We start from the raw sequence: 21,591 nt of genomic DNA, 5'->3' as shown, positions 1-21,591 counted from the left end.
AAGTTCCTCCTTTACACTAGACTTAAGCAAAAGAAAGTGGAATCGCGAGCCTTAAAGTCACCGCGTCCCACTTATAATTATTTATCTATTATTTACTGATATTAGTTTATCACCCAAACATGTATTCGTCTATAAATTACTACAAAAAAGGAAGTGGAAAATAACCTCCTCCGTAAAGCGATTATTTCCCACTTAATGTATCAATTTAATATTTATCCGCGACGTGCATATCCAAAGTAGAATTGTAAACCTGCGGCAATGACGTTAATCCAATTTAAGCAAATAAACCACGGGACAATGCCGTCATTTCCAAAATGAGTTACACCATAAAATACGGTAAATCCGCCAATAATTGCAATTAGATTCAACCAAGCACAGATTCGCCGCATTACAATATCCCTTGGCCGACTTAACTCCCAAAAAATATCGACTACTAACCATAATACCAAGATTGCAAACGTACCCGTAAACATACTAGGTGTCATTTTTGCCGCCTCCTTTTACTTTGATAACTTTTACCTTCTACTTCTATTATAAGAAAGCGTTTGCAAAAATCAACTAGTAAGCAAAAACAGGCAGTTTTAATCACTTATTGCTGAATAATTTGGGTAGTTACAATTGCTAACTGGTTCTTAGCGTTACCATCAGCATTATCTTTCAATAACTCGGGCAAAATCTTTTTAAGAAAATATTGCACGCTTGCCATATCCCGAAAGTCCATGATTGCGGTCAAACTCGATTTGTAAATATCCATGTAAACCGGCTCTGGATTTCCCTTTTGAATTTCACCAAATGACTCGTACATTAAATCAATTTTATCGGCAACCGCTAAAATTTTTCCTTCTAACGTGTCATCTTTTCCCTCTGCAAATCGTCGTTCATAAGCCTCACGAAATTCTGCCGGTATTTCAGATTGAATAAAGTTTTCTGTTAAAGACTTATCAACACGTGCAAGCATTGACCGTAATTCTGGTGTCGCATATTTTACCGGTGTTTTAATATCACCAATAAAACGTTCTGTGTAATCATGATTAAGGGCCTTTTCATATAGGGAACGCCAATCAATTTCATTTCCTGCCTGCTCTTCAATATCACCAAGCATTTGTGCTGCTTGAGTTACCTTAAATGAATGGGCAGCCACGTTATGCTCCTCAAACTTAAAATATCCAGGAGCCCGATTGATCATTTCAAGATCACTTAAACTTTTTAAATATTCATGCATTCCCATGACGAATTCCTCCCAAAATAGTTAATTTTTACAATCATACATTTTTTTGCCAAAAATTCAAGAAATATTAAAAAAAGACCGAGAAAATATTTTCCCCAGTCTTCTTCAACTACTTAATTATTCTTCAGCAAATTCTTGTAAGGCTTTTTCAAAATCGGCTAACTTAGCATTTGCTTTTTCTAAAGTATCAGCACTTGTACCAATGTAGAACTTAAGCTTTGGTTCCGTTCCTGATGGGCGAATAGCAATCCAAGTATCATCATCAAGCACGTAACGTAATACATTTGATTCAGGAATACCTAGTTCACTTACTTTGCCATCAGCAGTTATCTTAGTGCCCTTAGAAAAGTCTTCGGTAACTGCTACTTGGTGCCCCGCAAAATGAGTTGGCGCCTCTTCACGGAATTTCTTCATTAAGCCCTTGATCTTATCCGGACCATCAACACCAGCATAAGTATTAGAAATAGTCTTTTCACGGAAGTATCCATACTTCTTAAATAATTCTTGCAAGCCATCATAAAGTGTCATATTACGGCTACGGTAATAAGCTGCAACTTCAGCAAGCAAGGTCAAAGATTGGATAGCATCCTTGTCACGGACGAATGGCTTAATAAGGTAGCCATAACTTTCTTCAAAACCAAACATGAAAGTATGATCAACTTTGCCAGTTTCATATTGATGAATCTGATCAGCAATCCACTTAAAACCAGTTAAAACATTAATCATATCAACGCCATAACTTTCCGCAATCTTAGCAGCAAAGTTAGTAGAAACAATTGACTTTACAGCAGCAGCATTATCTGGCAAAGTCCCAGCTTGTTTGTGAGCTTCTAAAATATAAGCAAGCATAATTGAAGCAATCTGATTTCCAGTAAGCAATTGATATTCGCCATCAGGTTGTCGAACAGCACAACCAAGACGGTCTGCATCTGGGTCTGTGGCAATTAATACGTCTGCTCCGACTTTCTTTCCAAGGGCAATTGAACGAACAAACGCCTCTGGAAATTCTGGATTAGGGTGTTCCAAGCCAGGAAAGTCACCATTTGGCTGACCCTCAGTTGGTTCCATCTCATAGTTAGTAAAGCCAGCTTGCCGCAATGCCCGTTCGCCAAGCATTTTACCGGTTCCGCATAGTGGCGTAAAGACGAATTTCATATCTTTACCGTATTCTTTAGCCAATTCTGGGTTAACAGTTACGCTCTTTGCATTTGCAAGGTAGGCTGCATCAACATCTTCACCCATGATTGTTTCTAAGCCATTATCAAGCATTTCTTGTTCGTCAGCTAAAGCAATATCAAAAATATCATCAATCTTCCGAATATAGCCGGTCATCATGTCTGATTCCTTAGGCGGCATCTGTCCGCCATCTTCACCGTAGATCTTGTAACCATTATATTCTTTAGGGTTATGACTAGCAGTGATCATAATTCCGGCATAAGTTCCCATGTGACGAACCGCAAATGATAATTCAGGTGTTGGCCGTAAATTATCATAGATATAAACTTTAATCCCATGAGCACCTAAAACACGTGCAGCATCATGAGCAAATTTGCGGGAGTTGTGACGGGAATCGTAACCAATAGCAACCCCGCGTTTTTTGATATCGTCCCCTAATGAATCCATTAAGGTTGCCAATCCTTCAGTTGCTTGACGAACCGTGTAAACATTCATCCGGTTAATTCCTGGGCCCATTAATCCCCGCATTCCAGCAGTTCCAAATGACAATGGACCATAAAAGGCATCCTCAATTTCTTTATCATCGTTCATTGCAGCTAATTCTTGCTTTAAGCCTGGTTCAAGATCTGTCCGTTCTTGCCAAACCTTATAAGTATCTTTCCAGCTCACAATAATGTCTCCTTTACGTCATACTCTGTTGTTTAGTATACCGCATAAAATGTTATCTGTCGCTTTTTACTTAAATTTTTACTAAAGTTTTACCAAAAAATCTTACCCCCGACTTTATAATTGGAATATTCAGCAAAATACCTCTTATTCAAAAAAAGCGAGGCTAAGAATTAACTCAACCTCTTAACTATTTTAAAGATAGTAATGCAACAACCCAGTAGCTGACTGGCAGCTCAAATGCTGATAACTCAGTATTTTCACCGTTTAATCCATTGACTTAATATATTGGTAAACCTGCTGCCCAGCAATTGCACCATCACCTACTGCTGTCGCTACTTGCCGCAACGGCGTATCACGCACATCACCGATTGCAAATATACCAGGTTCAGAAGTGCGCATCCGCTCATCTGTTTTTACCCATCCTTGATCATCAAGAATACCTAAATTCTTAAAAGCAGATGTCATTGGAAAGTTTCCGACATAGATAAATACACCATCAGCAGCCATTTCACCGTCTTCACCAGTCTTATTATTATGAGTTTTAACACCGGTTACTTTAACGTCATCCCCAACAATTTCAGTTACACTAGTATTAAAAACAAATTCTAGCTTATCGTTATTCATTGCCTCTGCTTGAATGATTGGCTCAGCGCGAAGTTCATCGCGGCGAACAAGAACTGTTACCTTAGAAGCCAGTTGGGTAAGGTAGACGCCCTCTTCAACAGCCGCGTCACCACCACCAACTACAATTAAGTGCTTGTTCTTGAAAAAGGCACCATCACATACTGCACAGTAGGATACACCTCGTCCGCCGAACTCTTCTTCTCCCGGAACATTTAGGTGCCGCTGATCAGAACCTGTTGCAATCACGACTGTCTTAGCGAGATAGGTCTCGTCCATATCGGTTGTGATTTTCTTCATATTATCAACTAATTCTATTTTTGTTACGGTGCCATACGCATATTCAGCACCAAACTGTGTCGCCCCATCATACATTTGCTGAGCAAGCTCTGGGCCCTTAATACTCTTAAATCCAGTATAGTTGGCAATTTCTGCCGTATTATTTAAATTTCCACCATAAATACCACGATCAAGCATTAGAACTGATAGGTTTGCCCGTGAAGCATACATAGCAGCAGTCATTCCACCGGGACCTGCCCCAATCACAATAACGTCATATTGTTTAGTATCAGCCATTACATTGACCTCCTCAAATAATTTCTTACACAATATGATACCTACTTTAAATCCGTTTGTCTATCATTTAGCTTACTTTTTAAAAGTGATATTATTATCAGACTATAAAGAATATTATTATATTATATATGTGAAAATAATAATTAAAACGATTTCAACACTATAATACCAGTATTTGAGTTATACTTATATTGATAAGTAATTAAGGTCACTATTTTATTTTGCTAAATTTAAAGGAGGCGAAGTGCATTCAATTAATGCACACTTATATGAAAGTCTGTATTTTTTCTTCCTGTATAGTCGACCTGCTTTATCCAGATGTTGGTAAGGCAATGGTTGAATTATTACATCGGTTTGGCTGTGAAACTGTTTTCCCTGAAAAGCAAATTTGTTGCGGGCAGCCAACATATAACAGTGGCTATGACAAAGAAACAATTGCGACCTTTAAGAATCAACTTGACGCACTTCTAAGTATTGACGCTGATTATATCGTTGGTCCAACCGGCTCTTGTGTTGCCATGCTCCATGAGTACAAGGATATCCTTAAAGACGACCCTGAATATGCTAAAAAGGCGCAGGTTCTTTATGATAAATCATTTGAACTCACCCAATTCATCTACCGGGTTCTTGGTATCCTTGATTGTGGAGCTGAACTAGATGATACGGCTACATTCCACCGTTCCTGTCACATGACCCGGCTGCTCGGTGAACGAACTGCCCCTCTCGTACTCCTCGAACATGTCAAGGGATTAAACCTTATCCCGCTTCATAACATCCAATTATGCTGTGGCTTTGGGGGAACCTTCTCAGCAAAGGAACCATTACTGTCAGAAGCAATGGTTGATGATAAGGCCAATAATGTCCTTAAAACAAAAGCACATATTTTAATCGGTTGTGAGCAGACCTGTTTAATGAATATTGGTGGCCGCATTAACCGTCGTAAAGAAGGCCAGCACATCAAAATTATGCATATTGCAGAAGTACTAAACCATAATGTTGATACTAGTCGGATTACTTATGTTAAAGATACCGACCACGTAATGGTTCCAGCAAACGGAAACGGGGTGTTTTAGATGGGAATAGCAACAAGTGATAAGCCATTTCTCGACCGGGTAAAAGAAGCTGAAGCCGATAAATTTATGCGGGCATCCGTTGCTAAAGCTCAGGATGCACAATTTACTAAGCGAACTGAGGCTCGACGTCAATTAGGAAATTGGGAAGGCTGGCGTGATCTTTCTGCACAAATTCGGCAGCATGTTATTAAGCACCTCCCAGATTACCTTGAAGAGTTTAGTGAAAATGTCCAAAAAAACGGCGGACATATTTTCTTTGCTAAAGATGGTGACGAGGCCAGTGCATTTATTAAACAATTAGCAATCAAGAAAAAAGCTAAAAACGTTGTTAAGTCTAAGTCAATGGTAACGACTGAAATCGGTCTAGATAAAGAACTGTTGACTATTCCTGGCTTATCATTAATGGAGACCGACCTTGCGGAATTCATCCTTCAAGAAGACGATTGGGACGAACCAACACATATTGTTTTCCCTACTCTCCATAAAAACCGTAATCAGATTCAAAAGGTCTTTGAAAAAATTGGTTACAAAGGCGACAATGTTCCAGAACACATGGCTAAATTTGTTCGCCACTACCTCCGTAACTACTTTATGAAAGCAGACTTTGGAATTACCGGATGTAACTTTGCGATTGCCAACAATGGAATGATTAACCTTGTTACAAACGAAGGAAATGCTGATATCACAATGGCAATTCCCAAAACACAGGTTGTTGTCATGGGAATGGAACGAATCGTACCAAGCCTAAAAGAAGCGGAAACTCTTGATAATGTGCTTTGCCGTAGTGCGGTTGGACAAAAGCTGACTAGTTATTGTTCATTCTCAAAGGGTAAAGAAGCAGATGAAGCAGATGGTCCTGATGATTTCTATGTTGTAGTCGTTGATAACGGGCGTTGGCAAATGCTCAATACCGACTTTGAGCCAATGCTGCAATGCATCCGCTGCGGGTCTTGCTTAAATGTTTGTCCTGTTTACCGGCAAGTCGGCGGAAAAGGATATGGTTCAATCTATCCTGGACCAATGGGCGCTGTCCTTTCACCAATTTTAGGCGGCTACAAAGAATTCCAGGATTTACCATATGCATGTAGTCTTTGTGATGCCTGTACCGAAACCTGCCCAGTTAAGATTCCGCTTCAACAGCTAATTCGGAAACACCGGTATGTGGAAATGGATAAACTCCACCTTGACCATAGTATGACAAACACTATGCTTAAGGCAGTCGGTAAAGGTACTGCATCCCCATTGTTATTTAACGATGCAATGCGGTTTGCACACGTCGCTCTTGAACCATTTGGCAAAAAGACGACCCCTGAAGATATTAAAAACCTCTACCCTGAAGGCAAAATTAATCACTTGCCAGCAGTGGCACCAAAACTTGCTCATGGATGGGTAGATGTCCGTGATCTTGCTGTTCCGCCAAAGTACCATCAGAATTTCCGTCACTGGTACCATCACTATGCAGAAGAGGAGGAACACAACAATGACTGATTACCTAAAAGAAGCAAATAACCCGCAAAATCAAGAAGACTTCTTAAACCGAATCGCTGCAGCTGCCGACCGTCCCCGTCATACCCTCAAGGATGATCCATTAGTACCGGTTAATGACCTGCCGGAAACAACTCTTGCCGGAAAGACACAAGATGAGCTGCTTGCAATCGCTAAAAAGAATAGCGAAAATGTCCATGTTAATTTTCAAGTAGTAAAAGCTGCTGATCTCGGAATTACGCTTAATAACTTTATTGCTGAAAAAGAAGTTAAGAGTTTAATGCTCCCATCATTTGACGAACAAAAGTGGAATGATTATTCACTTGGAAAATGGCAGGAAAATCTTCAATTAGACCCTATCTACTACTGGGAGCCTAGCCAAGGCCGCCAAAACATTGTTAATGCCAATGCTAGTGATGCTGCAATTGGATTTGCTGACTTCTTGTTAGCTGAATCAGGCACGATCACTATTGCTACCTACCCCCAACAAGGGCGGATGTTCCACTTCCTGCCTACTCATTACCTAGCAATTATTCCTAAGAGTAAAATCTTACCACGGTCACGGCAGGCAATGGATTACTACCAAAAGGCAATTCAAGAAGGAAGCTTAAAGACGTCGAATATTAACTTTATTACCGGGCCATCGAACTCCGGTGATATTGAAATGGTCTTAATCGTTGGTGTTCACGGTCCTCTTGACATGGAATATGTAGTTGTTGAAGATATGTAAAATAAAAAAGCGGTTGGAAAATCCAATCGCTTTTTTATTTTCAGAAACAAATCTTATTATTTTTTAGCGCCCTTTTGCTTATCTTCTGCAGCTAATTTTGCGCCTAATTCTTTAATGTATTCACGTAATTCTTCTTTAACCTGTGGGTGTTCTAATCCGTATTCAATGTTGGTCTTAACCCAGCCAAACTTATTACCAACATCATAGCGGTCGCCCTTGTATTCACGAGCAAAGACCCGTTGTGTTTGGTTTAAAGTATCAATAGCATCAGTTAATTGAATTTCGCCACCTTTGCCCGGCTTAGTCTTTGCCAATACATCAAAGATTTCTGGAGTAAAGACATACCGGCCAATAATAGCAAGGTCACTAGGAGCATCTTTAGGCGCAGGCTTTTCAACAAAGCTTGTTACATTGTATAAACCAGGAGTGACTTCCTTGCTTGGGTTAATTACACCATACTTGGCAGTATCTTCATGAGGTACCCGCATAACAGCAAGTGTTGAAGCACCGGTTTGGTTATAACTTTCAATTAATTGCTTGGTTAAAGCTTCATTTTTATTATTGATGTTGTTAAGGTCATCACCAAGCATAACGACAAATGGTTCATCACCAATGAAATCACGAGCAGTTAAAACTGCATCCCCTAAACCACGCGGGTGTGATTGCCGGATAAAGTAGATGTTAACATCAGTCGTTTCTTCAACCATCTTTAACATTTCGTCCTTGTGCTTTGAACGAAGGTTGTCTTCCAATTCTGGGTTGGAATCAAAGTGGTCTTCGATTGAGCGCTTGTTCTTTCCGTCAACAACAACAATATCTTCAATTCCTGATTTCCGAGCTTCTTCAACAATAAATTGAATTGTTGGCTTATCAACAATTGGTAACATTTCTTTTGCCAAAGCCTTTGTTGCAGGAAGAAAACGAGTTCCTAACCCCGCCGCAGGAATAATGGCTTTTCTAACACGTTTCATAATTGTAAAACCCTTTCCATGTTTTCAATTTCTCTCAATATCCATCCTTTAGCATTTTACCATACTTATTCGTTTTCTGACGTAAGATCTCGATCCATTAATTGAGAAATTGCCGTTTTAATGTCTTCACCCTCATACAAAACATGGTAAAGGGCTTCTGTAATTGGCATTTGAACCTGTCGTTTACGACTCAATTCATAGGCAGCCTTAGTAGTATAAACCCCTTCAATGACCATTCCCATATTCGCAATGACATCTTGAAGTTTTTTGCCTTGGCCTAATTGGTAACCAGCTCGCCAGTTTCGTGAGTTCTTACTTGTCGCTGTAACAACAAGGTCACCAACTCCGGATAACCCAATAAAAGTCATTGGATTAGCACCAAACGCAACCCCTAACCGGCGAATTTCAGCAAGTCCCCGGGTGATAAGAGCAGCTCGCGCATTATCATGGTAGCCAAGGCCCTGAATAGCACCGGCACCAATTGCAATAATATTTTTTAATGCTGCGCCAAATTCAGCGCCAATAACGTCATCGTTAGTATAGACCCGGAAATAGGAATTACTGAACAGTTTCTGAGCCTGTTTAGCACTATTAATATCTTCACAAGCCGCCGTCACGGCAGTCATATCTTTAATTGCCACGTCTTCAGCATGACTTGGCCCAGAAAGGACAACAATTGCCTGCCGATTTTCTGGAGAAAGGTCTTCACTCAACATTTCAGAAGGACGTTTATAAGTATTTTGTTCAAGGCCCTTTGTTGCGTGAATGATTAATGGCTTTTGATGTAATTCCGTTAAAATCGTGTTTAACTTCTTAGCAACTTCTCGCAACCCCTTAGTAGGAATCACAATTAATACTACATCGGCTCCTTCAACAGCCGCTTTCATATCAGTAGTTGCTTTTAACTTTGCCGAATATACAAAATCTTTCATGTAGCGTGGATTTAGATGTTCGTTATTTAGTTGTTCAACTTGGCCCTTATTTCTTGACCATAACATAACATTATGCCCATTCTCCGTAAGCATATTTGCTAAAACACTACCCCACGAACCTGCACCTAAAACAGCAATTTTTTCTGCCATAATTTTTCTCCTTAATTCAATCACTTAGTCTTTACTTATGCCGTTATCATACCATGGAATATTTTGTTGGCGACGACGAATTATCAATATTACTAATGCACTGATGAAAAATACTACCGAAAGCAATTGTGAAATACGAATATTACCAAGCATCAGACTATCCGTCCGCATTCCTTCAATGATGAAGCGTCCAAATGCGTACCACATTACATAAGCCAAGAAAACCTCACCACGCCGAAATAAATGTTTTCGATGACGAAATAGCATTAATAGTACAAAGCCTGTCAAATCCCACAATGACTCGTACAGAAATGTTGGTATCCGATAGTGACCACCAATATACATCTGATTTATTATCCAATTCGGGAGATGCTGACTAGCCAAATGAGCATACGTAGTAACCGCACCAAACGCTTCCTGATTCATAAAATTACCCCAACGCCCAATTCCTTGCGCCATGATAAGGGGCGGGGCAATTATGTCCATCATCAGCCAGCACGAAAGGTGACGGTAATAACAAAAAGCAAGTAACACCCCAAAGCCACCAAGGATTGCACCATAAATGGCAATTCCACCATCCCAAATTGCAACAATTTCACTTGGATGCTGAGAATAATATCCCCATTGGAACACCACATAATATATTCGGGCACAGATTATTGCAATCGGAAGCGCCCATAAGAGGTAGTCATAAAAATCATCTTCTGGAATTCCCTGCCGTTTTCCTTCACGAACGGCTAACAGGAGAGCAAGGACAACCCCAGTAGCGATAATGACCCCGTACCAATGAACAGTAAACGGTCCTCCTTGAAAAGCAATCGGATTTAAGACCGCTTTAATTCCTAGGTTAATCATCTAGTTTGCCGACCCCTTATTATTCTTGCTATCACGCTCTGAATTTTGTTTAATTAGCTGGTTTAGATTACGATCAAACGTCTCTGTAGCATCGTAGCCCATCGTCTCAGCCCGATAATTCATTGCCGCAGATTCGATAATAATTGCCAAATTACGACCAGTCTTAACCGGGACAGAAACCTTGGGGACAATAACCCCTTGAATCGTTTGCGTATCACCCCGGTCACCGAGCCGATCAAATTGTACATCAGGGGTCCACGTCTCAAGATGGACGATTAAACTAATTTGGTCTGAAGGCATAATTGCCCCTGTTCCATAAAGAGTCGAAACATCAATGATTCCAATTCCACGGATTTCCATTAAATGTTTTAAGATTTGCGGAGCAGTACCGACTAATGTCTGTTCATCACGAGCATAAACCTCAACCCGGTCATCGGCAATTAACCGGTGGCCACGCCGAACAAGTTCAAGTGCAGTTTCACTCTTTCCTACACCGGAATCGCCTGTAATGAGCACACCAACCCCGCTAATATCAACTAGCACACCATGGAGTGATTTTCGTGGTGCCAACCGCTCCAATAAATAGGAGGTCATGTTACTTAAGATCTGTGAAGAAGTTAAGTGCGTTCCTAAAATAGGAATTTTTGCATCTTCAGCCGCCTTCTTTAGCTCTTTGGGAATTGGCAAATTAGTCGATATAACAAAACATGGCGTTTGTGGCATACACATCTTTGTCATATATTCTTCACGCTGCTCATGAGTTAAGTCCTTAGCAAATGAAGTTTCCGTAATTCCTAATAATTGAATACGTACTGCTGGATAGTGTTTAAAATATCCGGCAAATTCTAGAGCTGGTCGCGAAATATCACTAGTTGTTATTTTGCGTTGCAGATAGTCTTCACCCTGTAAAACTTTTAATCGAACTTTGTCAACTAATTCTTGAACCGTCACGCTGTTTGACATTTTTCTCCACTCCTTTACAATCTTTCCTCGTGACTCGTAATAACCGTATTAAAGATTGCCATAATAATTGCAATCAGCATTGCAGCACCGAATGACGAAAAATGAAAGTTTGCTGGTCCGACAAGTAATGATGTCAGCTGCAACATTATTCCATTAATTACAACACTAAAAAGGCCGAGGGTCAAAATATTGATCGGCAACGATAATATCACAAGAATTGGCTTTATTGAGACATTTAATATTGCCAAAATAAAACTTGCTAAAGGTGCAATCCAAGCACTTGTGATATAAAACATCCCTGTTCCAGCAAATAAACCGGCAAGGGCAATAAAAAGAATTGTATCAATCAATACTCGTTTCCAAAATTTCATTATGATCTTCCGTTTCTTTTAATGTCTTTTTCCTCAACGTCTGTTAATGTCCGTCGAGAACGTTGTTGTGACTGCTGAGATTTCCCTTGTGATTCGCTAAATGACTTTATAAAGCTTAACAAATCCGGGTTCTGCGGATCAGCGGGCATAATTATCATTAAAATAAGATAAATGATAATTCCAGGAACAAAGCCGGTAAAGATAGTTAGTAAAACATATAAAATTCTTAAAATATTCGGCTGAATCTTAAAGTATTTACCGATTCCTCCAAATACACCAGCGACTATCCGATCTGATCCTGAGCGCGTTAATCTTTTATGTTGACTTTCACGCATTTCACTCACTTCCCTTCTAGCAGGACGTTGTACCTACTGTGGATTCTTTTGACTAAGTTTCCATTGCAAGAAAGCATCGATAAACGGATCGAGGTCACCGTCCATTACCGCTTGTCCATTATGGGTCTCATATCCGCTACGATTATCTTTAACTAATGTATACGGATGAAAAACGTACGAACGGATTTGTGATCCCCAACCAATATCGAGCTGTTCACCTTCAATTTCAGCCCGTTTCTTTGCCTTCTTTTCCTCTTCTAACTCGTATAATTTTGATTTTAACATGTTCATCGCTGTTACACGGTTCTGTAATTGTGACCGCTCAGCTTGTGAAGAGGTTACAATCCTGGTTGGAATATGGGTAATTCGGACGGCAGATTCTGTCTTATTGATATGCTGTCCTCCAGCCCCGCTTGACCGGAATGTATCAACTCGTAAGTCAGATGGATCAATATCAACTTCAACACTGTCATCCAGTTCTGGCATTACGTCTACCGATGCGAACGAGGTATGACGACGGCCGGCTGCATCGAACGGTGAGATACGAACAAGGCGGTGGACCCCCTTTTCACTACGAAGGTAACCAAAAGCATTGTGTCCTTTCACTAAGAGCGTAACACTTTTAATTCCAGCTTCATCACCGGCTTCATAACTTGCTGTCTCAACTGTAAAACCATGCTGCTCACCCCAGCGGACATACATCCGTAAAAGCATTTCGCCCCAATCTTGCGCTTCTGTTCCTCCTGCACCAGGATGAATTTCAAGAATAGCATTTTTGGCATCATATTCACCATCAAGTAATTGAGTTAAACGGTACTGTTCTAACGACTTTTGCGTTTTTGCAAAGGATGCTTCAAATTCAGCTTGCAAATCGGCATCTGGTTCAACTGCTAATAATTCAATTGATGTTTCTAAATCACTAATTTGATCACGCAGGTTAACAAAAGTATCCCGCTTATCTTTTAAAGAATTATTTTCAGCAATAACTTTTTGAGCCTTTTCGTTATCGTTCCAGAAATCAGGCTGAGCCATTTCCTGTTCAATTTCCGCAATGCGTTCATCTAGCGCGTCAAGGTCAAAGAGACCTCCCGAAGTGCGTAACTTCTTTTTGCATTGATTCTACTTGTTTTTTTGCTTCACTTAATTCCACAATCAAACCTCCGTTATACAACAATACGGCAGCGGTACCGCCATGGGTTACCTTACTGCCGTACCTAGTAGTAATTTAAATAATTATCGTGTTACATTTTGTCGAATTTCAGACTTCATGAAGAGCCGTGTTGTCTCGTATTCAATATCAGCAATCATCTGCTCAAACATATGGTATCCAGCTGTCTGGTATTCAACCAACGGATTTAATTGTCCATAGCCACGCAAACCAACAGATTGCCGGAATTGATCCATTACATCAATGTGATCAGTCCAATGAGAGTCAACAACCCGTAAGATAACAACCTTTTCAAATTCAAGCATTTGTGCTGGATCGTAAAGCTGCTTTTGCTTTTCTTTATAGACTCCTTCTGCAAATGTCATCAAGTAATCAACCATTTCTGCAGGTGATTTGCCTTCAAGGTCCTTTACAGTAATAGTATCTGGCTTGATTAAGACTTCTTCAGCAAAGTCAACTATTCCTTGTAAGTCCCAATCTTTTTTATCACCAAGAGTATGTTGATCAACCTCACGCTGAATCGTCCGCTTAAACATCGGCATTAAGACCCACTTCAATGACTTATCTTCTGTAATAATTTGTTGACGCTCTTTATAGATAATTTCACGCTGTTCACGCATTACATCATCATATTGCAAAACGTTTTTCCGTGAGTCATAGTTGTTACCTTCAACCCGTTTTTGTGCTGATTCAACCTGGTGAGTTAGGAAACGGCTCTTAATAACAGCATCGTCATCATTAACCTTCATTCGTTCCAAGAAGGCCTTAATCCGGTCACCACCGAATCGCTTCATCAAGTCATCTTCTAGGGATAGGTAGAACTGAGATAAACCTGGATCCCCTTGACGTCCAGAACGTCCACGAAGCTGATTATCAATCCGTCGTGACTCATGTCGTTCAGTCCCAATAACTGCAAGTCCGCCAATTTCACGGACACCGGGACCTAATTTAATGTCGGTTCCCCGTCCAGCCATGTTGGTGGCAATAGTTACAGCACCTTTTTGACCGGCATTTTTAACGATTTCAGCTTCCTTAGCGTGGTTCTTAGCGTTTAAAACAACGTGTGGGATATTTTCCTTATCTAAAAGGTGTGATAGGTATTCAGAAGTCTCAACAGCAACCGTTCCGACTAGGATTGGCTGTCCCTTGGCATGGAGCTTCTTAATCCGATCGACAACCGCTGCAAACTTACTTTGGAGTGTTGGGTAAAGCAAGTCTGGTTCATCTTTCCGTTGAACTGGCCGGTTTGTCGGAATTGTAATTGTTTCCATGTTGTAAATTTCACGGAATTCTTCCTGCTCAGTCTTGGCAGTACCAGTCATCCCTGAGAGTTTGTTGTACATCCGGAATAAGTTCTGGTACGTGATGTTAGCCATTGTCTTATTTTCTTCTTGAATCTCCACGCCTTCCTTAGCTTCAATAGCCTGGTGAAGACCATCGGAGAAACGCCGACCTTCCATTACCCGGCCGGTAAAGGAATCAACAATCAATACTTCACCATCTTGAACAACATAATCCTTATCCAAGAACATAATGTAGTTAGCTCGTAAAGCCTGATCCAAGTGGTGAGTCAGCGCTGTATTTTCAGGATCATAAAGGTTTCTTAAGTTGAAGTATTTTTCAGCCTTTTTAATTCCTTCATCAGTCAACGAAACTGTCTTTGATTCAAGATCGACTTTATAATCAACGTCTTTCTTTAATTGCTTAACGAAACGATCCGTTTGCTTATACAATTTTGAAGTTCCGGTTCCGGGTCCTGAAATGATTAATGGCGTCCGCGCTTCATCAATCAAGATTGAGTCAACTTCATCAACTAGGGCATAGTTTAGGCCACGCTGAACTTGGTCTTCTTTATAAACGGCCATGTTATCACGAAGATAGTCAAAACCAATCTCACTATTGGTCGAGTACATAATATCTGCTTTGTATGCTTCCCGCTTTTGATCAGGACTCATTTCAGAATTATTAACACCAACGGAACAGCCAAGCCAATTGTAAAGCTGTCCCATTTCGGTAGCGTCACGTTTGGATAAGTATTCATTAACCGTAATAACGTGTACACCCTTACCAGAAATGGCATTAAGATATACTGGCATTGTGGCGGTCAAAGTCTTACCTTCACCAGTCCGCATCTCGGCAATGTTACCTTCGTGAAGAACAATCCCACCCATTATTTGAACGTGGAATGGGTATAAGCCAAGAACCCGCTTGGCTCCTTCTCGAGAAACTGCAAATGCTTCTGGTAACATATGATCTAGGGATTCACCCTTTTTATAACGTTCCCGAAATTCGTCAGTTTTTGCTTGAAGCTGCTCATCAGTCAATTCAGACATCTGTTTAGCATAACTTTCTACTTTATTTGCTATTTTATTAATTCGCCGTAATTCTCGACGATCGCTTTCAATCCATTTTTTTAGAATATTGGCCATAAAAGCGTCCTTCCTACTTTCTGGCTTAAGTCCAAAATTAATAAAAAAGTACTACTCAAGCCAATTATATTTTTTATTCTAACCATAATATTTTACCACGTTCAACACATAAATAAAAATTATTGGCATAAATGTTTAAGATTATGATAGCGGCCCTTTTCTGCGATATAAAAAGCGCCAATGATTTCTCATCCGCGCTCCTAGTAATTATTTGGCATTGACTATTCAGCTTCAATTAAGCCATAGCGACCATCGTTACGACGGTAAACAATGCTTGTGCCATTTGTTTCAGCATCTTGGAAGATAAAGAAATCATGTCCAAGCATATCCATTTGAAGTACAGCTTCTTCAGGATCCATTGGCTTCAATGAAACTTGCTTTGTCCGTACAATCTTTAATTCATCATCATGACTTTCTGCACTGTCATTATCAGATGGAATAAATTCAAGGTTCTTTAAGCCCTTTTCACGTGACTTACGGTTAACCTTTGTCTTGTACTTCCGAATTTGCCGTTCAAGCTTATCTGTAACTAAATCAATGCTTCCGTACATATCATTAGAAGTCTCTTCTGCCCGTAACGTTAAGTATGGAAGCGGAATAGTAACTTCCACTTTGTACGTCCGGTTTGGATAAACTTTTAAGTTCACGTGGGCGGTAGCTTCAACGCTATCTTCAAAGAACTTTTGAAGCTTACTGATTCGTTTTACCACATAATCACGAATTGACTCAGTAACTTCGACATTTTCACCACGAATATTGAACTTTAACATTGTACTTCTCTCCTTTCAGCCAAGCATCTGCTTGATCTGATATCAGAAGGACCACTCTTCTCATATCCTATCTTTATTATAGATTAGTTCTTGTTAATTAACAAACTTTATTAATATATCTTAAAAAGAATTTAACGTGCTAATGAAACGCTACCAATCCATTGGCTGCCCGCTTGCTTAAGGAGGCTTGCTGCATGGTACAAAGTCCGTCCGGTAGTGTAAACATCATCAACTAACAGCACTCTTTTATTAACAACTTTTTCTGGTGAAATCAAACTAAATGGTTGTGTCGTTTCTAAACGTTCTTTTCTGCTTTTGCTGGATTGGGCAGCCTTATCTTCTACGATAACTTGTAAAACGGTCTGATACTGAACTTCTCGTAATAGACCAACTACCTGATTAAACCCCCGCGTTTGCATCGTTGCAGTTGATATTGGGATCGGCACAATAATATCTGCTTTACTGTGGTTAACCAACCTGCTAAATTCTCGTTGAAACACTAGCCGCAAGCGATAATCGCCATTGAATTTATACCGTTGCATGTAATTTTTCATCGCATCATTATAGTGGTAAAGTCCGCGATGATATAAATGCCAGCCATAGAGTTGCTGCCAGCGTTGGCATTCTTTGCATAGCCGAAGCCGTCCTTCTGCTTTCCCATTGCCGCATCCCTTACATTGATTATCACTGTCCCAATGAGTAAAAGTATTTTTACAAGAATCACAAATTACTGGTGTAAGAATTTCGCTAAAACTAAAAATATCTTTCAACGTTATCTGATACGGCATTTCTCTATTACACAAAAGACAGTTCATTTTTCAACTTTTGTCCCTTTTTATTTAAGTAATTTACTTGGCGGACCGCCTGCTTGACACGATGGCTATTACTATTAACCCAAAAAATAACGGTCCCATCCGGGCGGCTTTTTGCTCGACCAGCCCGCCCAGCAATCTGAACCAATGAAGATGAAGAAAAAACCGGATCATCCGCTCCTAATACATATACGTCAATCGCCGGAAAGGTTACACCACGTTCAAGGATAGAGGTTGTAATCAAAAAATCATATTCACCATCCCTCATTTTTTGTACTTTAAGTAGCCTTTCTGGATCATTAGCATGGACAGTTGCAAAACGTTTCCCCGCGAATACGTGCCGGATCGCTAATTCAATACTTTTTAAATCGGCGACGTGCGGAATAAAAAGCAAAAAGCGGTGACGGCTTTCTAATGACCTTTGCAATTGGCGAATAACCGCAGAAGGAAGGCAATCCTTTTTCAAGTACTTACGCCATTCAAATATTAACCTAACAATTATTTGGGGTAACAAGTGTCCATGGTACCGTAATGGTAGATAGCTGACTGTAAGCCGTTGCCGTTTAACCTCCCGCAATAAAACATCACCCGGCGTTGCAGTCAGGTAAAGACACCCACCATTTTCTTTTAATGATTGCCTCGTCGCATATAGTAATGCATCGTTTGCCGCATAGGGAAAGGCATCAACTTCATCAATAATTAAATTATCAAACGCATGGTAAAACTTCAACAATTGATGCGTTGTACAAACTGTTACCTGGGCATAATGATATGGCAATTCTTGACGACCATGCAAAAGGACAATATCACAATTAGCAAAAGCAGCTTTCAACCGCGGAAATAACTCTAGGCACACATCCACCCGTGGTGACGCAATCCCAATCCGCTCACCACGTTCAATAGCAGCTGCAATCCCCGCAAACATCATTTCTGTTTTACCTGCTCCCGTTACCGCCCATAGTAGCTGGTGCAAATGGGCGGTCATTCCTCGACAAACTTTTTCGGAAGCCCTTTGTTGTAAGGCCGATAGTTTCCCGTTCCATGTTAAAACCGGATAGTTTATCTTAAATTGATTTGGCTCTGGAACATGATAAAATCTAGTTAATGTTGAAACACGGCCGAGGTTAATACAATGTGGACAATAATACTCATTCTCTGGTAACGCTGCCTTCATTTTAGGTGTTATATGATTGCAACGGCAACATCTAATGGTATTGGCCCCAATCTCAATAGTAGGAAGCGCCTGTACTCCAGCCGGCACTTGTCCTACTCGACGTTCTAAAATACGGCGGCCATAATAATCGCTAAAATCCATCTAATCCCTCCCTATAGTTATATATACGTAAAAAATTCAAAATAACATGAAGGAAGTTTAAAATGACAGAACCATACCTTACAATTGCTAAAAACACTTCATATGAACAGGTAATCAAAAAATCTAGGTTTATATGTACTATCGCTCGTATCGCATCGGAAGAGGACGCTCAAGCTACCATCGCCAGCATTCAAGCAGCAAATAAAAAGGCAAACCATAATTGTTATGCCTATATGCTCGGTGATAATGACCAAATTCAACGCGAAAGTGATAATGGTGAGCCAAGCGGTACTGCTGGTGTACCAATGCTCGAATCACTTAAGCTAGCCAAGATTCATGACGTTGTAGCGGTCGTTACGCGCTATTTTGGCGGAATTAAACTCGGTGCTGGCGGCCTAATCCGGGCTTATAGCAACACTACTACTGAAGCAATCCATCAAGCTGGCCTTATTCAACGGGTCAAACAGGCAACTCTCAAAATAACAGTATCTTATTCCCAACACGATCCCCTTTTATACTACTTAAAAGAAAACCAGCTTGAAATAGCTGGCGAAGAATATGGGGTAAATGTTGTTACCAGCATTTATGTTAACGAAGACGAACTAACAATGGTCAAGAAAAGTCTTACTGATCGCTTTAATGACCAATTACAAATTACCGAAGGACCACACCGCTTTAATGAAATTCCATATACAAAATAGAAGGTCATTACACTCAAGCAATTTACTCTTGAGTTCTAATGAACCTTCTATTTTTAATTATTTAACTGATCGATAATAGCTTACCCAAACAATTATTGCGAAAACGGTTAATAGGATAAATGCATGTTGTGTTCCTATCGCTGTTGCAACATTACGAGTAACATGCAAGTTAGCCTGACTGCTTGCAACAATCATCGCGACAATGGAAGTACCAATTGCACCAGCAAACTGCTGCAACGTATTTAAGATCGCGTTTCCTTGCGGTACATTTTCTTTTCCAATTACTGTTAATGCATTGGTCATTACACTTCCCATACACATTCCCATGCCGGCCATATAAAGAATATATACACAAGCAATAACAATGTTACTCAAATGACGAGCCATTAGGGTAAAAATTACCAATGATATTAAGCATAAAGTGATTCCAAATATGACTGGGCGTCGAGCACCGAAACGATCTAAAATCCGCCCGCCTAATGGTGCAAATATTGCCCCGGCAAATCCAGCGGGTAAAACAACCAGTCCTGCAACCATTGCGGTGTTCCCATTTACTAATTGAATATAATTAGGCAATAAGAATGCAAAGCCAAGCGAAATTATCTGAGTTAAGAAGAAGCCGATCACATGTCCAGTAAATGAGTGACTTTTAAATAACCGTAATTGTAAGATTGGCTGACTAATTGTAAGGGAGCGCAAGATCAAACCAGTCATTCCTAAAACACCAATTAAAAGCGCACCACCGACCTTAATGCTAATAAAGTCCTGACTACCAAGATTGCTAAATCCTGTTACCAAACCGGTAAATAAGCAAATAATCATTAGCATACTAAACAAGTCCACCCGCTGCCGGTTAATAACTGACTTCTGCATAATTCCCCATTCTCCCAAAATAAGTGAGAGGAACAATAATGGAAGTAGCAAATAAAAGACCCACCGCCAATTAAGCTGACTGGCAATAATTCCGCCAAATGTTGGTCCGATAGCAGGGGCAATCCCAGTAATAAGGTTACCGATTCCCATCATAAGGCCAACTTTCTTTTGCGGTACCTGCTCCATAATAATATTAAACATCAGTGGTAGTGCAATTCCGGTTCCAATCCCCTGAACTGCTCGTCCCAACAGTAACAAACTAAAGGTCGGCGCAAAGGCATCAATAACAACCCCGGTAATAAATAAAAGATTTGCAGTCGTAAACAATGTTTTTGTCCTAACTGAACTTTTTAAGATTGCTGATAACGGTACAATAATTGCCACCAATAATAAGTATATTGAAGTCATCCACTGGACTGTATTGGTTGTAATCGCAAACTCCCGCATCAAAATGGGAAATGTAATATTCATTGCGGTTTCAACAATCACTCCACAAAACGACATTAATCCAGTAGCAATAATCGCAGCAACTACTTTTGTTGGTATTTTTTCATTATTCATTTAACCGTTCACTAACCTCCTGTAAAAATTGCTTAATTTTCTTAACACTGTCTTTATCAAAGCCATCAGTTAAACATATTTCACTTTTTTCAATATAATCATTTACAATCGGGATCAGCTTTCCCCCGCTACTAGTTAAAGAAACTATCTTAGATTGCTGGTTTGTCGGTGAAGGTTGTCTTGTAATCAGGCCTTTTTTCTCCATTCGTTGTAACAGAATAGTAGTTGTCGATCTTTTGATGTCAAACTCTCTTTCAATTTCCCGCTGAGCACAGGTATTTCCCGGGAAATGGTCTAAAAAGTTAATAACCGACATTTGCGTGCCCGTTAATCCATACTGCTGTGCGAACGCGTTCATTCGTTGATTTATCGTATTGTTAGCTTGCTTTATTAAGCGTCCCATTAACATGCCTTATCACTCCTTACAATTTCCGGTCAATACAAAGTAAGGTTTCAACAAAAATAGCCTCTAAAGTCCGCTAATGCCGAACCCTAGAGGCCTAATTGTACTTGCAGAGGACATTGCCGTGCCTCCACATTGATTCTATTTTATTTAGTTATGCCAGTATTATCTCAGCGATATCAAGGATAACGATAACTCCAAGAATACTGCTTAAAAGTATTAAAATCTTTCTTGTATGCTGGTCCTGCGCTTGTAGTTTTTGCCAATTCATTCCTGTATATGCAACTAAGATAAAGATACAGCCAATGATGCCATATATTCCAGAGTGAAAGCCACGATTATCAATAGAGTAGCTTGCCGCCATAAAAAGGCCGACTGCAAATAGAAATCCCCATAAAATCTGTTTCTTATTCATTAAATCAGT

Annotated in this window: 22 protein-coding genes; 4 read left to right on the top strand and 18 right to left on the bottom strand. The window is 40.1% G+C overall.

Annotation, left to right across the window (positions count from 1 at the left end):
• Positions 1–212: 212 nt before the first annotated feature.
• The 4 genes from H5S41_RS01030 to trxB form a co-directional block, all read right to left on the bottom strand.
• Positions 213–485 (bottom strand): hypothetical protein, encoded by a 273-nt coding sequence (locus tag H5S41_RS01030; RefSeq protein WP_153710078.1) that lies wholly within the window; start codon positions 483–485, stop codon positions 213–215.
• A gap of 104 nt (positions 486–589) precedes the next feature.
• Positions 590–1,228: an HD domain-containing protein gene (locus H5S41_RS01025; protein ID WP_153710077.1), complete on the bottom strand. Its 639-nt coding sequence runs from the start codon at positions 1,226–1,228 to the stop codon at positions 590–592.
• A gap of 117 nt (positions 1,229–1,345) precedes the next feature.
• Complete coding sequence (locus H5S41_RS01020) at positions 1,346–3,073, bottom strand: phospho-sugar mutase (protein WP_182601709.1); 1,728 nt, start codon at positions 3,071–3,073, stop codon at positions 1,346–1,348.
• 264 nt (positions 3,074–3,337) lie between these two features.
• Entirely contained in the window at positions 3,338–4,270 is a 933-nt protein-coding gene (gene trxB / locus H5S41_RS01015) for a thioredoxin-disulfide reductase (RefSeq protein WP_182601707.1), read from the bottom strand.
• Between the two features lie 269 nt (positions 4,271–4,539).
• Here trxB and H5S41_RS01010 point away from each other — a divergent pair, with 269 nt between their 5' ends.
• Genes H5S41_RS01010 through H5S41_RS01000 form a run of 3 tightly spaced genes read left to right on the top strand, consistent with a single transcriptional unit; the run spans position 4,540 to position 7,558 of the window.
• Complete coding sequence (locus H5S41_RS01010) at positions 4,540–5,343, top strand: (Fe-S)-binding protein (RefSeq protein WP_182599214.1); 804 nt, start codon at positions 4,540–4,542, stop codon at positions 5,341–5,343.
• Positions 5,344–6,831, top strand: coding sequence for a LutB/LldF family L-lactate oxidation iron-sulfur protein (locus tag H5S41_RS01005; RefSeq protein WP_163705055.1), 1,488 nt, complete (start codon positions 5,344–5,346; stop codon positions 6,829–6,831). It abuts the gene before it with no gap.
• Entirely contained in the window at positions 6,824–7,558 is a 735-nt protein-coding gene (locus tag H5S41_RS01000; RefSeq protein ID WP_163705054.1) for a LutC/YkgG family protein, read from the top strand. Before H5S41_RS01005 ends, H5S41_RS01000 begins: the two co-directional genes overlap by 8 nt.
• Before the next feature lie 56 nt (positions 7,559–7,614).
• On the opposite strand, the gene galU is transcribed toward H5S41_RS01000, so the two are convergent.
• The 11 genes from galU to H5S41_RS00945 all read right to left on the bottom strand — a co-directional run bounded on the left by galU (position 7,615) and on the right by H5S41_RS00945 (position 18,629).
• Positions 7,615–8,529 (bottom strand): UTP--glucose-1-phosphate uridylyltransferase GalU, encoded by a 915-nt coding sequence (gene galU / locus H5S41_RS00995; RefSeq protein WP_153710072.1) that lies wholly within the window; start codon positions 8,527–8,529, stop codon positions 7,615–7,617.
• Between the two features lie 65 nt (positions 8,530–8,594).
• Positions 8,595–9,611 carry an NAD(P)H-dependent glycerol-3-phosphate dehydrogenase gene (locus H5S41_RS00990; protein WP_182601705.1) on the bottom strand — a complete coding sequence of 339 codons (1,017 nt, stop codon included), beginning with the start codon at positions 9,609–9,611 and terminating at the stop codon, positions 8,595–8,597.
• A 24-nt stretch (positions 9,612–9,635) separates the two neighbouring features.
• Positions 9,636–10,466, bottom strand: coding sequence for a prolipoprotein diacylglyceryl transferase (gene lgt / locus H5S41_RS00985; RefSeq protein WP_182601703.1), 831 nt, complete (start codon positions 10,464–10,466; stop codon positions 9,636–9,638).
• The gene (hprK, locus tag H5S41_RS00980) at positions 10,467–11,429 is read right to left on the bottom strand and encodes an HPr(Ser) kinase/phosphatase (RefSeq protein WP_163705050.1); all 963 of its coding nucleotides are present in this window, start codon (positions 11,427–11,429) and stop codon (positions 10,467–10,469) included. It lies immediately after the preceding gene.
• A gap of 14 nt (positions 11,430–11,443) precedes the next feature.
• A complete protein-coding gene (locus tag H5S41_RS00975) occupies positions 11,444–11,800 on the bottom strand; it encodes a phage holin family protein (RefSeq protein ID WP_153710068.1) in 357 nt (118 codons plus the stop codon).
• On the bottom strand, positions 11,800–12,135 hold the full coding sequence (locus H5S41_RS00970) for a PspC domain-containing protein (protein WP_182601702.1): 336 nt from the start codon (positions 12,133–12,135) through the stop codon (positions 11,800–11,802). The genes H5S41_RS00975 and H5S41_RS00970 overlap by 1 nt, the downstream gene beginning before the upstream one ends.
• Positions 12,136–12,168: 33 nt before the next feature.
• Positions 12,169–13,285, bottom strand: a protein-coding gene (gene prfB, locus H5S41_RS00965) for a peptide chain release factor 2 (RefSeq protein WP_375139007.1) whose coding sequence is annotated in 2 segments (ribosomal slippage) — positions 12,169–13,212 and positions 13,214–13,285 — 1,116 coding nt in all. Because the reading frame shifts where the segments join, the coding sequence is not laid out codon by codon here.
• An 83-nt stretch (positions 13,286–13,368) separates the two neighbouring features.
• Positions 13,369–15,732, bottom strand: a complete 2,364-nt coding sequence (secA, locus tag H5S41_RS00960; RefSeq protein WP_182601698.1) for a preprotein translocase subunit SecA — start codon at positions 15,730–15,732, stop codon at positions 13,369–13,371.
• 221 nt (positions 15,733–15,953) lie between these two features.
• Positions 15,954–16,502 (bottom strand): ribosome hibernation-promoting factor, HPF/YfiA family, encoded by a 549-nt coding sequence (gene hpf, locus H5S41_RS00955; RefSeq protein ID WP_153710064.1) that lies wholly within the window; start codon positions 16,500–16,502, stop codon positions 15,954–15,956.
• Positions 16,503–16,633: 131 nt separating this feature from the next.
• On the bottom strand, positions 16,634–17,290 hold the full coding sequence (locus H5S41_RS00950) for a ComF family protein (protein ID WP_231833045.1): 657 nt from the start codon (positions 17,288–17,290) through the stop codon (positions 16,634–16,636).
• Between the two features lie 7 nt (positions 17,291–17,297).
• Positions 17,298–18,629: an ATP-dependent helicase ComFA gene (locus tag H5S41_RS00945; RefSeq protein ID WP_182601687.1), complete on the bottom strand. Its 1,332-nt coding sequence runs from the start codon at positions 18,627–18,629 to the stop codon at positions 17,298–17,300.
• Between the two features lie 62 nt (positions 18,630–18,691).
• Between H5S41_RS00945 and H5S41_RS00940 the strand changes: the two genes are divergently transcribed.
• Positions 18,692–19,330: a YigZ family protein gene (locus H5S41_RS00940; protein WP_182601685.1), complete on the top strand. Its 639-nt coding sequence runs from the start codon at positions 18,692–18,694 to the stop codon at positions 19,328–19,330.
• Positions 19,331–19,387: 57 nt separating this feature from the next.
• Here the strand turns inward: H5S41_RS00940 and H5S41_RS00935 are convergent, their stop codons facing one another.
• The 3 genes from H5S41_RS00935 to H5S41_RS00925 form a co-directional block, all read right to left on the bottom strand.
• Positions 19,388–20,764, bottom strand: a complete 1,377-nt coding sequence (locus H5S41_RS00935) for an MFS transporter (RefSeq protein ID WP_182601683.1) — start codon at positions 20,762–20,764, stop codon at positions 19,388–19,390.
• Complete coding sequence (locus H5S41_RS00930; RefSeq protein ID WP_182601681.1) at positions 20,757–21,173, bottom strand: MarR family winged helix-turn-helix transcriptional regulator; 417 nt, start codon at positions 21,171–21,173, stop codon at positions 20,757–20,759. Before H5S41_RS00930 ends, H5S41_RS00935 begins: the two co-directional genes overlap by 8 nt.
• Before the next feature lie 148 nt (positions 21,174–21,321).
• Positions 21,322–21,582 carry a hypothetical protein gene (locus tag H5S41_RS00925; protein ID WP_182601679.1) on the bottom strand — a complete coding sequence of 87 codons (261 nt, stop codon included), beginning with the start codon at positions 21,580–21,582 and terminating at the stop codon, positions 21,322–21,324.
• Between the last annotated feature and the right edge of the window lie 9 nt (positions 21,583–21,591).

The sequence above is a fragment of the Limosilactobacillus albertensis genome (assembly GCF_014145555.1).
GTDB classification, from domain to species: Bacteria; Bacillota; Bacilli; order Lactobacillales; family Lactobacillaceae; genus Limosilactobacillus; species Limosilactobacillus albertensis.
This window is presented reverse-complemented; position numbering and strand designations above follow the sequence as displayed.